We start from the raw sequence: 13,288 nt of genomic DNA on the forward strand, positions 1-13,288 counted from the left end.
TGAGATTTTGCCGGACGGCCTGGCCCGCGCAGCGGCCGCCGGAATCGGAGTCGCGACCTGCGGCGGCACTTCGCGCTGCCCCTGCCGACGGGGGCATCTGCGAACTCCTCGGCGTGGGCGTCGAGATCATCCTGCAGATGATCGAGCTGGACGACCCGGGCCCGGTCAATGTACGTGCTGGGCATCGTCACCAACAGCGTGCAGGTGGCCGTCAACAACGGTGTCGTCGTCCGGCTGACCGACGGCTGGACGTGGACGGTCACCGGCACCTCGTACCCGGCCCGGCGCGGCCGTGCGGGCCCCGCTCTGCAGGTCCCTGGCGATGACGGTCGACGGCACCGCGACCGCCGTCACGCCCGGCAAGACCTACACAGGGGCCATCACGCTGACGGTCGGCTGACGGCCACGGGACGGAGGCGCGCTCACGCCGACCGCGCCTCCGCCTCCTTCACGATGTCGGCGAACCGCGCGCCCATCGCCTCGGCGAGGGCGTGTGCGCCGGACAGCGGCCGGACCATGACCATGAGGTCGTCGATCAGGCCGTCCTCGTTCACATGGATGAAGTCGCAGCCGGTTAGCTCGCGGTCGCCCACCCGGGCCGTGAAGACCAGCGCGTGGTCGGGGCCGGCCGGGTCGCCGATCTCACGGTCGTACCGGAAGTCCTCGAACACCTGGGAGACCGCGCGCAGGATCGCCGCGGTGATCGCCTTGCCCGGATACGGCTTGAAGACGACCGGGCTGGTGAAGACGACGTCCTCGGCCAGCAGCGCCTCGACGGCATCGATGTCCCCGGCCTCGACCGCCCTGCGGAACGCGTGCATCGGACCACCTCGTATAGTCAACTAATTGAATAGGTGCGGATGAGATTAATCAACGGCTGTTAGCCTGTCCACATGTCGCTCAAGTACGCCGTCCTGGCCGCCCTGCTGGAGGGTGAGGCCTCGGGCTACGAGCTGTCGAAGGCGTTCGACGTCTCGCTCGCGAACTTCTGGCCCGCAACTCCGCAGCAGCTCTACCGTGAGCTGGAGCGCCTCGCTCAGGACGGGCTGGTCCAGGCCCGGACCGTGCAGCAGGAACGGCGGCCGAACAAGCGGATGTTCACGCTCACCGAGGCCGGCCGGACCGAGCTGGGCGCGTTCGCCGCCGAGCCCCCGAAACGGCCCACGGCCATCCGCGACGAACTCCTCATCAAGATCCAGGCGATGGACGGCGGCGACACCGGGGTCACCCGCGCGCTGATCGAGGAGCGCAGGGGCTGGGCCCAGGGCAAGCTGGACCGCTACCGCCGGGTACAGGACCGCCTCCTCGACGGCCGCACCGAGGACGAGTACCTCCGCGAGGCCGACCGTATCGGCCCGTATCTCACGCTCGTGGCGGGGATCGCCTTCGAGGAGGAGAACCTGCGCTGGTGCGAACGGGTCCTCGCGGTGCTGCGGCAGCGGGTGGCCCTAGGCTGAGGAGATGTTCGGTCCCGAAGGCCCCAGCCTGCGTGAACTCGCCGTGCAGGCGCTGTCGTCCGTCGAGCGTGGCTACGACCTGCTCGCCCCGAAGTTCGATCACACGCCGTTCCGGACGCCCGACGAGGTGCTGCGGTCCGTGGCGAAGGCGCTCGCCCCGCTCGGCCCCTTCGAGGACGGGCTCGACCTGTGCTGCGGCACGGGCGCGGGCGCCGAGGTGCTGACCGGGCTGTGCCGCCGCGGCGTCACCGGGGTCGACTTCAGCGCGGGCATGCTCGACGTCGCCCGGCAGCGGGTGCGGCCCGCCGGCGGGCCCGGGGTCGCCTGGGTGCGCGGCGACGCCCGTTCCCTGCCGTTCGGCTCCGCCTTCGATCTCGTGGTGTCCTTCGGCGCGTTCGGTCACTTCCTGCCACGGGAACTGCCGGGGCTGTTCGCCCAGGTCCACTCCGTCCTGCGGCCGGGCGGCCGGTTCGCCTTTCCGGTGTTCGCCCCGCCCCGTCCGACGCGGGCCGGTTTCTGGATGCTGCTCGGCTTCGACACGGTGATGCGGGTGCGCAACGCGCTGTGGCGGCCGCCGTTCGTCATGTACTACCGGGCCTTCCGGCTCGGCGCCGTACTCGGGGAGTTGGAGCGGGCGGGGTTCGCCGTCGACCTGTACGCCCTGCCCGAGTTCGGGTGGCGCGGCGACGGCAGCCCACGGGCCCGGCTGGTGGTGGCCCGGCGGGCTCAGCCGGCCGCGGGCAGCGTGAACTCGTAGACCAGGGCGTCCCGTCCGGCGTCCACCACCAGATCCGTGATCTCCAGCGGCCGGGCGTACTGGTCGTGGACGCGCCGGGTCACCCGCATCGAGGAGGCGTCGGCCTGGCTGATGGAGTCGCGGTGGTGCAGGCACAGACCGGCCTTGCGCATCCAGTCGTAAGCCCGCCGCAGTTGCGCCGGGGTGGCGCCGTCGGCCCGGCCCCGGTACCGGGCCAGCTCCGCGACCTCGGCCAGCGCGACCGCCGAGAACGACGTCACCGCCGTCCGCAGCGACCGGCCGTCCGGCGTGGCCGACCGGTAGCGGTGCACCAGCGTCGGCCGGAGCGGCGCCAGGCCCAGCGCCTGCGCGTGCTCCGGCGGTGGCGCCTCCCAGGTCACCGTGGCCAGGTCGACCGCGGACGGGTCCGCCGAGCGGGCGCCCAGCGGGAAGACCGGTGTCCCCTGGGCCCCGACCGGCAGGCCGGGCAGCGTGGCATGGCTGCCCCGCCGGTCGGTGGCGATCAGGCCGCTGCGCCGCAGCAGCTCCAGCGCCTGCCTGACGGTCTCCCGGCTGACCTGGAAGTGCGCGGCCAAGTGCCGCTCGCCCGGCAGCCGTTCACCGGGCGGAATGGTGCCGTCGCGCAGTTCGTCGAGCAGCAGCGCCGCGATCCGTCCGTACAGGGGCCGGTCGTCGCTCGGTGCGGGTTCGTGCGGGGTGGTGCGGGCCATGCCGCGCCCTCCTGTTGTGACAAGACGTAGCCGTGCGGGCTCATTGCGCGACCACAATTAGCATTGGTCTAAACCACGAGGGAAGAGCACCCTGCGGGTTCGGCCGAAACCCACCCACACCTGCCTCGGCTTCGGCGAACCCGGTGTCCCGTGCGCGGACGGGAGGCCCTGTCCGTGCCCGCGCCCGTTGTCTCAGGCGTACGACCGCAGCCAGCGCACCTGCTCCGCCTCGTGGAACGGGCCGCCGCCCTCGTGGTCGTTGAAGTCGTAGACCTCGATCGCCTTGTCCTCGTGCGCCCAGGCGTTGAACGCGGCGAACACCGTCGACGGCGGGCAGGTCTGGTCCTCCAGCGCCGCCGAGAACAGCGCCGGCGCCCGGCCCCGCGCCGCGAAGTGCACCCCGTCGAAGTACGACAGCGTGCGCCGCACCTCCGCCGAGCGGCCGCGATGCGTCTTGAGGAACAGGCCGATCTCACGGTACGGATGACGGACCGTCAGCGTCATCGCGCGCGGGAAGTCGCACAGGAAGGGCACGTCCGGCGCCACCGCGACCAGATCGGGCACCAGCGCGCCGACGGCCAGGGTGATGCCGCCGCCCTGGCTCGCGCCGAGCGCCACGGTCCGCGCCGCGTCGGTCAGCGGGTGCGCACGGGCCGCCTCGACGGCGCGTACGGCGTCCGTGAACACCCGGCGGTAGTAGTAGTTCTCAGGCGCGTCGACGCCGCGTGTCATGAAGCCGGGGTACGCCGGAGCCGCGCCCACCGGGTCCGGCGTGCCACCACCGGCGCCCCAGGCGCTGCCCTGGCCGCGGGTGTCCATCACGAAGTGCGCCCGGCCCGTCGACGCCCAGAGCAGGTTCTCGTGCGGCAGGCCGCGCCCGCCGCCGTAGCCGATGAACTCCACGACCAGCGGCAGGGGTTGGTCCGCCCCGACGGGCAGCCGCAGCCAGCCCTTGACCGGGTGGCCGCCGAACCCGGCGAACGTCACGTCGTACACCTCGACCGTGGACAGCCCGGCGTCCACCGGCTCGAATCGGGCGTCCAGCGCGTGCTCGCGTGCCTCCGCCAAGGTCTTGTCCCAGAAGGCGTCGAAGTCCTCGGGCTCGACGGACTCGCTGCGGTGGGTGCGGAGCTCGTCGAGGGGAAGGTCGAACAGGGCCATCAGCAACCGCCTTTGTGAGGAAAACAGCGTCAGCTCACCGTACGCGGAGGTTCGGAGAACGGAACGGCAAGCTTTTGCCCCCTGCCCCTCGGCGGCCGGGTCACTCTCACGCCTGTGGCTGGGTCCACCTCGGTCCCGTGCGCTCCCACTCCCGCTCCCACTCCGCGAGCCGGTGCCGCAGCGCGATCCGCCGCTCGACGGCGTGTCCGAGGAGTACGACGGCCGCCGCACCGCCCGCCGCGCACACCCCGACGGTCACCGCGTGCTGCAGGACCGCCGCCCGGTCCGGCGGCGGCGCGACACCGCGGCCGCGGGCGTCGAACCACACCGTGACCGTGCTTCCGGTCCGGGTCCCGGCCGGCACCCGGGCCCACGCCGTACGGGTCCCCTTGCCGGGCTCGGTCCAGCGGACCTGGGCACGGTACGGATGCTCGCGGTCGCTCTGCACGGCGGACACCGGCTCGGCCCGGTCGCCGATCACCAGCGCCCGCACCTGGTGGCGTTCGGCCCGCTGTGCGGCCGCGAGGGTCCGGGCATGGTCAAGAGCGTGCAGCCCCGCGGCCACGCCGACCAGAGGCGTGACGACGAACAGCAGGACGGCGACGATCAGCACCGTCCACGCCTCGATGACATCCGAGCGGCGCCGCAGCGGATTGCCCTGCCAGCGCCAGCCGCGCACCCGGGTACGCATGCCCACCTCCTCGCACCGTCGGAGCCGGAGAGCAGCCGAGCCGGTCGCCGGCCCGCCACCCCCACCGCTCACGCACACGAGCGTCCACACACGTCTCGTACCCCGTACGGAGCACCTCGCCCACACGACGAACCGCGAGTTCGAGCCCACCTGGAGCGCGGAATCACGCCACGCGCCCCACGATCACGTGGCCGACCCCGGCGCTCGAACCGGGGTCAGCCGAAGCGCTCGATACGGATCCGGTCCACCGGCTGGCCCGCGGCGACCAGCAGCCGGGACGCGTGTTCGGCGAAACCATTGGATCCGCACACATAGGCCTCCCACCCACCGGAAGGCTCCTCGGCCAGGAGCGGCGCCACATGTGCGGCCGCCAGACGTCCCACCGCCATCCCCTGCGGGGCGCTGCGGGTGAAGACGGGCGTCGTCTCCGCGCCCAGCTCGGAGGCGTAGATCAGCTCCTTGGGGCTGCGCGCCGACACCAGCATGCGCAGCGGCACGGTGAGGCCGTGCCCGCGGTGGTGCCGCACCATCGACATCAGCGGGACGATCCCCGAGCCGGCGCCGAGCAGCAGCGCGGGCCGGTCGCCCGGCCAGGCGAAGAAACCGCTGAGCGGTCCGCGCACCTCGACCGTGTCACCGGGGCGGGCCACGGTGTGGAACCAGCCGGAGACCTCGCCGTCCGGCACATGGTCCAAGGTCAGCTCGATGTGCCCGGAGCCGTCCGGCGCCGACGCGATCGAGTAGTGACGCTGCGCCACATAGCCGTCCGGCGCGGTCAGCCGCAGCATCAGGTGCTGGCCGGGCAGATGCCCCGCCCAGCCCGGCACCGCCAGCCGGAAGGTGGCCGCCTGCGGGGTCTCGCGCCGGATCTCCGTCAGCGTGGCGGTCTGCCACACCGCCGCCGCCTGCTCGCTCACCGCGATGCGCCCGGGCACCGCGAACCGCGCGGCCGGAGCGCCTGAACCGGTTGCCGGGGCGATCGGGTCCGGCGCTGCCGGGTCGCTCGTCGTCACCGTGTCAGTCACCGGAATACCGCTGCTCTTCCCAGGGGTTGCCGCGCTCGTGGTAGCCGTTGCGCTCCCAGAAGCCCGCCTCGTCGTGGTCGAGCAGCGTGAGGCCCGCGATCCACTTGGCGCTCTTCCAGAAGTACAGGTGGGGCACCAGCAGCCGCGCCGGGCCGCCGTGCTCGGACGGCAGCGGCTTCCCGTCGTACTCCCAGACGATCCAGGCACGCCCGCCGGTGAGATCGGCGAGCGGCAGGTTGGTGGTGTAGCCCGTGTGGGAGGCGGCGATCACATGGGTGGCGGACACATGGGGCCGCACCACATTAAGAAACGCGTCCAGCGAGACGCCACCGAAACGCACACCGAACTTGGACCAGCCGGTGACACAGTGGATGTCACCGTCGTACGCCGACGCCGGCAGCGCGTGCGCGGCGTCCCAGTCCCAGGTGTGCGGCCGTTCGACCAGGCCGTCGATGCTGAAGGACCAGTCGGCCGCCGCGAGGTCGGGAGTGACCTCGGCGGACAGGACGGGCCAGTCCTCGCCCGCGTCGTACTGCCCGGGCGGCAGCCCCGGGTTGTGCACGCGCGGACGGCCCATAAAGCCTCGCGTAACGTTCATACTTCAACCGTACGCTGTCGTACCGGGTGCTCCGTCCCTGGTCATAGCGCCGATGATGGCCTGGTCACCGCCCGATGATTGCGTGCTTATGAACTCTTTCGGCCCAGGGGAATAGCTCTGCGGCGCTTCTCCTTTGCCCTCGGTGCCGGCACCGGTACACCGGTGACAGCGCGAGAGAGCGAGGTATGAGCATGCCCAAGGCGTATGTCTACACGCGGCACGGAGGACCGGAGACCGAGGCGCTGATCGACCTGGACCGCCCGAGTCCCGGCCCCGGCGAGATCCTGATCGCGGTCCGCGCGGCGGGCGTCAATCCCGTCGACTGGAAGATGCGCCAGGGTTTCCGCAGCCCCGGCGAGGACGAGCGCGTCTTCCCCATGGTCTTCGGCAGCGAGGCGGCCGGCGTCGTGGAGGAGGCCGGCGCGGGGGTCTCCGGATTCGCCGCCGGCGACGAGGTGTTCGGCAGCACCACCCGTGGCGGGTACGCCGAGTACGCCCTGCTGGCCGCCGGTGTGACCGCCCACAAGCCTGCCGCGCTGTCCTTCCGCGACGCCGCCACGCTCCCGGTCGCCGCCGCCACCGCCTACGACGGTCTCCGCCAGCTCGACCTGCCCGCAGACGCGACCCTGCTGGTGACGGGCGCGGGCGGCGGGGTCGGCAGCGCGGTCGTGCAGATCGCCCGCGCCTTCGGACTGCGCGTCGTGGGCGTGGCGAGCGCGGGCAAGAAGGACTTCGTGGCGTCCCTCGGCGCGGTGCACGTGTCCTCCGGGCCCGAACTGGCCGAGCGGGTGCGGGCCGTCGCCCGCGACGGCATCGACGGGGTGTACGACCTGGTGGGCGGCCCGGTGCTCACCGAGGCCGCCGAGTTGCTCAAGGACCGCAGCAAGCTGGTCACCGCCGGCTCCCCGCAGGAGACCGTCGCCGCGCTCGGCGGCGACCGCGTCCAGCGCGCCCGCACCGCCGCCGTCCTGGAGGCGGTGGCCGACCTCGCCGTGCGCGGCGCGCTGAATCCGCACGTGACCCGTGCCTTCCCGCTTCAGGAGGCAGGCGCGGCGCTGCGCGCCGTCGAGGACGGGCACACCCTCGGCAAGATCGTGATCGAGGTGGGCGCGTGAGCGTCATAGCCGGCCCGGGCGTCGGCGAGCAGACCCCCGCTGACGCCCCGCACGTCCTCGACAACCCCGCCCTCGCCTCACTGACCGGCCCGCACGCCCGCTTCGCCGAGCGGCGCGGCCGGGTGCTGCGCTATCCCGTCGACGTGTCGCCCTGGCTGGCGCTGCCCGACGCACCGGACGCACGGGACTGGGCGGACCTTGCCGCGCTCGCCGGTCCCGGCGCGGAGATCCCGCTGCCGGGCTACCGGGGTGAGCTCCCGGACGGCTGGGAGATCACCTTCCGGGTCGAAGGCGTGCAGTTCGTGGACGACGGCCTGGCCGCCGCGCCGGACGCGGAGGCGGTCGCCCTCGGCCCGGCGGACGTCCCCGAGATGCTCGACCTCGTGGCCCGCACCCAGCCCGGCCCCTTCGAGCCGCGCACCATCGAACTCGGCACCTACCTCGGCATCCGCCGAGACGGCGCGCTGATCGCCATGGCGGGGGAGCGGCTGCACCCGCCGGGCTGGACCGAGATCAGCGCGGTCTGCACCGACCCGGCCTTCCGCGGCGAGGGCCTCGCCACCCGGCTCGTCCTCGCGGTCGCGCACGGCATACGGATGCGCGGCGAGACACCGTTCCTGCACACCGGCGCCCACAACACTCACGCGATCCGGCTGTACGAATCCCTGGGCTTCCGGCTGCGCCGGCGTACGGCCTTCCTCGCGGCCCGCGCCCCGGAGCGACTGGCGGACGACCGGGCCGCGGTGCCGGTGGCGTGACCGCCACGAGCGCGAGCGCCCGCGCCCGGTGACCTCGGGACAGGCGCCGCGAGCGGCGGGTCACGCGGGTCGGTCGGACCCGGTCTCGCCCGGACCCGCGTTGTACCGCTCCAGGTAGGCCGCGAAGCGCACCAGGTCCTCCTCCGGCCAGTCCGCCAGCCGCTCGCGGAACGCGGCCCGGCGGCTGCGGGTGACCTGGGCGAGGATCTCCCGGCCGGCTTCTGTCAGATGCAGCACCTGGACCCGGTGGTCCTCCGGGTCCAGGCGGCGCTCGATCAGCCCGGCCCGCTCCAGCGCGGACACCTGGCGGCTGACCGTGGACTTGTCGAGCGCGTAGTGCGCCGCCAGGTCCGTGGCCCGGCAGCCGTCGCGCTCCTCCAGATGGCCGAGCAGGGTGTACGACACCAGCGACAGCTCGGGGTGCATACGGCCCGCCGAGGCACGGGCCCGGCGGGCGAAGATGGTCATCTCGCGCTGGATCGTCTCGACGGCCGACTCCGCTGCGCTCACGGGAATACCTCCTCCGGCGTTCTAGTTGTATAGTACAACTTGAAATGGAAGTTGCATAAGCCAACCTTTGGAGGTCGCCCGCGATGAGGTCACCGGCACTGCGCCATGTGCTCACGCACCTGATCACCCCGCTGCTGATGTGCATAGGCATGGGGCTCGCATACATGGGTGCCTTCGTCACCCCCGAGCCGCACCACCTGCCGGTCGCCGTCGTCGGCACCACCCCGCAGGCGAAGGTCTTCGCCCAGTCGGTCAAGGACACCGCCGGGGACAAGCTCGACGTCCGCACGGTCGCCACCCGCGCCGACGCCGTCGGCCTGCTCAAGTCCCGCGCTGTGACCGGCGCCTATGTGCCGAGCGCACACACGCCCGAGCTGCTGGTGGCGAGCGCCGCCTCCGACATGGGCGCGACGGCCGTCGAGAAGGTGTTCACGCCGGTCGCCGCCAAGGAGGGCGTGCCGCTGAAGGTCACCGACGTGGCCGCGCCGGTCGCCGACGACCCCACCGGCCAGGGCCTGTTCTTCCTGCTGATCGCCCTCAGCATCGGCTCCTACGCCTCGGTCGCCGCCCTCGGTGCCGCGGGCGCCGGGCTCGCCATGCGGGTTCGGGCGCTGCTCGTGCTCGGCGTCTCCGCCGTGGTCAGCGGCATCGGCGCGCTGCTCGCAGGACCGGTCTTCCACCTCGCGCACCACGACCTCGCGGGCGTGTGGGGCATGGCCTGGCTGTACTCGGCCGGCATCCTCTTCATCGGCGTCGGCCTGCACACCTTCCTCAAGCGGTGGACGACGCTCACCATGATGGTGCTGTTCGTCATGCTCAACTTCACCAGCTCCGGCGGGTTGTTCCGCCCCGAGCTGCAGAACGGCTTCTTCGGCACCCTGCACGCCTTCTGGAACGGCGCCGGCTTCGTCGAGGGCATCCGCAGCCTGCTGTACTTCGGCGACGACGGCCTCGCACGCAACGTGTGGACCCTCGTGGTCTGGCTGCTGGTGGGCCTGGTGGTGACCGGCATCGCGGCCCTGTACGAGCGGCCCCGGAAGGCCCGGCACGCGGCCGGCCACGGCGAGCCCGCCGCGCAGACGGCTGCAGTGCCGATCCCCGCGCGGCCCGCTGAGCAGGAAGCCGCGGAAGAGATCGAAGAAGAGGTCGAGGAGACGGTCGGCGTCTGACCCGATACCGGCCAGGGACGGGTATCTGATCTGTCGTCGGCCACGGGCAGGGAGCGCGCCCGGCGCTGACGGGCGCGGCTCCCTGCCGGCGCGTCATCCCCTCATCGCATCCCTCGTCCCGCCGCCGACCCGATCGTCACCACCCGCGCCCACGCCGGCGGCACGTCCGGCCGGTAACCCGGATCGTTCTCGTCGTACGACCCACCGGCCCGCGGGAACAGCCCCACCACCGTCCGGCAGGCCGGCCGTGCCTCGGGCCACGGCGTCTGCCCGTCGGTCAGGACGACCACCACGTCGGGGCGCGTCCGCAGCGCCCGCGCGAACCCGGTGCGCAGATCCGTCCCGCCGCCGCCCACCAGCTCGATGCCCTCCGTCCGGCACAGCGGCTGCACGGTCCGGGCCGCGGCATCGCAGGACAGCACGGAGACCAGGTCCCGCCGGCCGCCCACGGCCCGGCAGATCGCGGCCACCTCCAGCAGCGCGCTGCCCAGTTCGGCGTCACTGACCGACCCCGACGTGTCGACGACCACGCACACCCGGGGCGGCCGGCGGCGCAGACTCGGCAGGACGACCCGGGGCAGCCCGGCCGAGCGCCGCGCCGGACGGCCGTAGTGGTAGTCCTCGCCCGCACCCGGTCCGGAGACTGCCGAGCGGAGCGCCGAGCCCAGCAACTGGCGCCATGGCTGCGGCGGATGGAACACCTCCTCCGCCCACCGCCGCCAGCCCTGCGGGGCGCTGCCCGGAGCGCCCCTGATGCCCTGCGCCACCCGGAACCGGATCGCGTCCCGCTCCTGTTCGCTCAGCCCGTGCGCGCCGTCCGGCCCCAGCTCCCACCCCCGGTCCAGCCCGTCGGCGCCGCTGCCGCAGTCCAGCCAGGCCAGCCGCTCCAGGCCCGGCCCGAGCCGGAACTGCCGCAGGTAGTCCTCCATCAACTCGCCTTCAGAAAGCCCCAGTCGGTGCGGTGTCACGCAGTCCTCGGGCCGCGCCAGCCCCTCGCCGTACACGTCGTCGTTGATCTCGCAGTCCGCGGCGATGTTCATCCGCAAGCGCTCCCCGGGACCGGTCAGCCGGTGCTCGCGGGCGTACCGGTCGCTGCGCCCGTGATGGTCGCGCAGCAGGTGGGCCACCTCGTGCACCCACACCGCGGCCAGCTCCGCCACCGGTGTGCGGTCCACGAACGCCGGGGACACATAGCAGCGCCAGTACCGGTCGACCCCCATCGTCGGCACCTCCCGCGACTCCACGGGCCGCAGCGCGAACAACGCCGTCGCCAGGTACGGGCGGACGCGGGCCGCGTGCAGCCGCGCGGCGAAGAGCTTGCCGAGGTCCAGTGCGCCCGGCGCCTCCGCCGTCATCGGCGGGCCCCGGTGGTGCGCGCTGCCCGACGAGCGGCCTCGTCGGCGCGCCGGGACAGCGACACCGCCCCGGCGAGCTGCTCGATCGCCGCCGGTACGGCCCAGTCCTCCCGGCGCAGGGAGGCCAGCGTGGTCGCCGGGACGACCACCACGTCCGGTGCCCCGGTCTCCATCGCCCGCACCAGCAAGGCCCAGGCGGCGTCCCAGCGAGCACGCTCCGGACGCCTGCGGACCGCGGCCACCACACCGTCCAGCACGGCCTGCCGCAGATCCCCGCGCTCGGGCAGCCCGGCACCCGCCGGGTCGGCGAGCAGCATCTCGGGATCGGGCAGGTCCATCCGGTCCAGGCTCGCCAGCAGCTCCAGCCCGGGACCGTCGCCCACGGTGCCCCGGACCAGCAGCGACAGCACGTCCCGGGACGATCCGGCGGCGGTCGCGAAGGCGATCAGCCGCAGCGTCGCCTCCCAGCTGCGCGGCGACGGCCAGGCGCCGCCCCGGCGGCTCTCGCCGTTCGGCAGCCGGTGGACCAGCCCCGGCCGCGCGACGAGGAACTCGCACACCACGCGCCGGGCGAACGCCACGGCCTCGGGCAGCCGTTCCGGGTCGAGCGCGGGCAGGGTCGCCCGCGGCCAGGTCCCGCCGAGGCCTCGTACGACGACGTCGTGGTCGTGCGCCCATTGCAGATGCACGAACCGGTTGGCCAGCGGCGGGCTCAGCTCCCAGCCGTCGGCCGCCGAGGAGCGCGGGTTGGCCGCGGCCACGATCCGCACCCCGGGCGGCAGCCGCAGGGCGCCGATCCGCCGCTCCAGCACGAGCCGCAGCAGGGCCGCCTGCACGGCCGGGGGAGCGGTGGACAGCTCGTCCAGGAACAGCAGCCCCCGCCCGGCCCGCACGAGCCGCACCGCCCAGTCGGGCGGGGCCATCGGCACGCCCTGCACAGCGGGGTCGTCGCCTACGACGGGCAGGCCGGAGAAGTCGGACGGCTCGTGGACGCTCGCGATCACGGTGGTCAGCGGCAGGTCCAGGGCGGTGGCGAGCTGGGTCAGCGCCGCCGTCTTGCCGATGCCGGGCTCACCCCACAGCAGCACCGGAAGATCGGCCGCCACGGCCAGGGTCAGCGCCTCCAGCTGGATATCGGCGCGGGGTTCGGTGGTGGTATCCCGCAGCAGGGTCAACAGAGCACCGGCAACGGCGAGTTGAGGGGCGTCCGGCCGGCCTGCCGGCAGGGTGTCGGAAGGGCACGAGGGCATGAAGGCATCACCTGAGGTGTGAAGTCGCGGGAAAGGAAAGGAGGTTCAGAGGAACTGAAAGGGAACGGGGGTTCAGAAGAAGGCGACCGTGCGGGCCTGGCTCCGGGTGGGGCGGCGGCTCCGGTCGGCGTGGCGGCTGCGGGTGGTGGAGGCGCTGCCGCCGGGGCCGGTCAGACCCGCCCGGTACAGCCCGTGGGCGATACGTCGCTCGGCGGCCGCCGCCAGCTCGTCCCGCAGCGGCCCCGCGCGCAGCACCGCACCGGGGCCCAGCAGCCCCTCGACCACGGCCAGGGCGCCGTCCGTGTCACCGTGGTCCAGCCGTTCCCGTACACCGGTGAGGCAGTCCGGACGCCGGTGCGCCTCGTCGATGACCCGCAGACAGGGCAGTGGCGGCCCGCCGAGCGCGACCAGCAGCTCCTCGCGGCGGATCTCGTCCGGCTCGTGGTCCAGCGGGACCAGGACGCCGTCGACCAGACCGAGCCGGTGCGTGGCTCCCCGGCACTCCACGAGCCGCGCCCGCGCCACCGGGTCCGCGTCCTCGCGGAGACCCTCCGCCCGGTGAGCGGGCGCCAGCGCGGCGGCGACCAGCGGATGCAGCCGGTCCGGCGTGAGCAGCCCGGCGCGCAGCAGTTCGAGGTCGGGCGGGACCCAGGTCGCCGCGTCGGGCAGCACCGGCACGGCGGAGAGACCACCCGGCGGAAGCCCGGCGGAGCCCCGAAGGCTCGCCGCACC

Annotated in this window: 14 protein-coding genes and 1 pseudogene; 5 read left to right on the forward strand and 10 right to left on the reverse strand. The window is 73.4% G+C overall.

The features are described from left to right. Positions 1-422: 422 nt before the first annotated feature. Positions 423-821, reverse strand: coding sequence for a nuclear transport factor 2 family protein (locus M878_RS87130; RefSeq protein WP_023552932.1), 399 nt, complete (start codon positions 819-821; stop codon positions 423-425). Between the two features lie 72 nt (positions 822-893). On the opposite strand from M878_RS87130, the gene M878_RS87135 reads away from it, so the two are divergent. Together M878_RS87135 and M878_RS87140 are read left to right on the forward strand one after the other, a co-directional pair. Then, entirely contained in the window at positions 894-1,457 is a 564-nt protein-coding gene (locus M878_RS87135; RefSeq protein ID WP_023552933.1) for a PadR family transcriptional regulator, read from the forward strand. Positions 1,458-1,461: 4 nt separating this feature from the next. After that, positions 1,462-2,214, forward strand: a complete 753-nt coding sequence (locus tag M878_RS87140) for a class I SAM-dependent methyltransferase (RefSeq protein ID WP_023552934.1) — start codon at positions 1,462-1,464, stop codon at positions 2,212-2,214. Here the strand turns inward: M878_RS87140 and M878_RS87145 are convergent. The 5 genes from M878_RS87145 to M878_RS87165 form a co-directional block, all read right to left on the reverse strand. After that, a complete protein-coding gene (locus M878_RS87145; RefSeq protein ID WP_023552935.1) occupies positions 2,184-2,924 on the reverse strand; it encodes a GntR family transcriptional regulator in 741 nt (246 codons plus the stop codon). The two genes, M878_RS87140 and M878_RS87145, sit on opposite strands and share 31 nt — an antisense overlap. 192 nt (positions 2,925-3,116) lie before the next feature. Next, complete coding sequence (locus tag M878_RS87150) at positions 3,117-4,085, reverse strand: acetylxylan esterase (RefSeq protein WP_023552936.1); 969 nt, start codon at positions 4,083-4,085, stop codon at positions 3,117-3,119. 106 nt (positions 4,086-4,191) lie between these two features. Continuing rightward, the gene (locus M878_RS87155; RefSeq protein ID WP_023552937.1) at positions 4,192-4,776 is read right to left on the reverse strand and encodes an Rv1733c family protein; all 585 of its coding nucleotides are present in this window, start codon (positions 4,774-4,776) and stop codon (positions 4,192-4,194) included. Positions 4,777-4,991: 215 nt separating this feature from the next. Next, entirely contained in the window at positions 4,992-5,756 is a 765-nt protein-coding gene (locus M878_RS87160) for a ferredoxin reductase (RefSeq protein WP_031226957.1), read from the reverse strand. Between the two features lie 37 nt (positions 5,757-5,793). Further along, positions 5,794-6,399 carry a sulfite oxidase-like oxidoreductase gene (locus M878_RS87165; protein ID WP_031226959.1) on the reverse strand — a complete coding sequence of 202 codons (606 nt, stop codon included), beginning with the start codon at positions 6,397-6,399 and terminating at the stop codon, positions 5,794-5,796. Between the two features lie 191 nt (positions 6,400-6,590). Between M878_RS87165 and M878_RS87170 the strand changes: the two genes are divergently transcribed. Next, positions 6,591-7,514 (forward strand): quinone oxidoreductase family protein, encoded by a 924-nt coding sequence (locus M878_RS87170; protein WP_031226960.1) that lies wholly within the window; start codon positions 6,591-6,593, stop codon positions 7,512-7,514. Continuing rightward, positions 7,511-8,272, forward strand: a complete 762-nt coding sequence (locus M878_RS87175; RefSeq protein WP_023552941.1) for a GNAT family N-acetyltransferase — start codon at positions 7,511-7,513, stop codon at positions 8,270-8,272. Before M878_RS87170 ends, M878_RS87175 begins: the two co-directional genes overlap by 4 nt. 60 nt (positions 8,273-8,332) lie before the next feature. Here the strand turns inward: M878_RS87175 and M878_RS87180 are convergent, their stop codons facing one another. Next, positions 8,333-8,740 carry a MarR family winged helix-turn-helix transcriptional regulator gene (locus tag M878_RS87180; protein ID WP_245238444.1) on the reverse strand — a complete coding sequence of 136 codons (408 nt, stop codon included), beginning with the start codon at positions 8,738-8,740 and terminating at the stop codon, positions 8,333-8,335. A gap of 125 nt (positions 8,741-8,865) precedes the next feature. Here M878_RS87180 and M878_RS87185 point away from each other — a divergent pair, with 125 nt between their 5' ends. Further along, the gene (locus M878_RS87185) at positions 8,866-9,951 is read left to right on the forward strand and encodes an ABC-2 transporter permease (RefSeq protein WP_031226962.1); all 1,086 of its coding nucleotides are present in this window, start codon (positions 8,866-8,868) and stop codon (positions 9,949-9,951) included. Between the two features lie 101 nt (positions 9,952-10,052). Here M878_RS87185 and M878_RS87190 read toward each other — a convergent pair whose 3' ends face one another. The 3 genes and pseudogenes from M878_RS87190 to M878_RS87200 form a co-directional block, all read right to left on the reverse strand. Then, positions 10,053-11,306, reverse strand: coding sequence for a vWA domain-containing protein (locus M878_RS87190; protein ID WP_023552944.1), 1,254 nt, complete (start codon positions 11,304-11,306; stop codon positions 10,053-10,055). Continuing rightward, positions 11,303-12,556 (reverse strand): AAA family ATPase, encoded by a 1,254-nt coding sequence (locus M878_RS87195; RefSeq protein ID WP_031226963.1) that lies wholly within the window; start codon positions 12,554-12,556, stop codon positions 11,303-11,305. The genes M878_RS87190 and M878_RS87195 overlap by 4 nt, the downstream gene beginning before the upstream one ends. 72 nt (positions 12,557-12,628) lie before the next feature. Further along, positions 12,629-13,288: pseudogene (locus tag M878_RS87200) on the reverse strand (hypothetical protein); the annotation flags it as partial.

The sequence above is a fragment of the Streptomyces roseochromogenus subsp. oscitans DS 12.976 genome (genome assembly GCF_000497445.1).
GTDB classification, from domain to species: domain Bacteria; phylum Actinomycetota; class Actinomycetes; order Streptomycetales; family Streptomycetaceae; genus Streptomyces; species Streptomyces oscitans.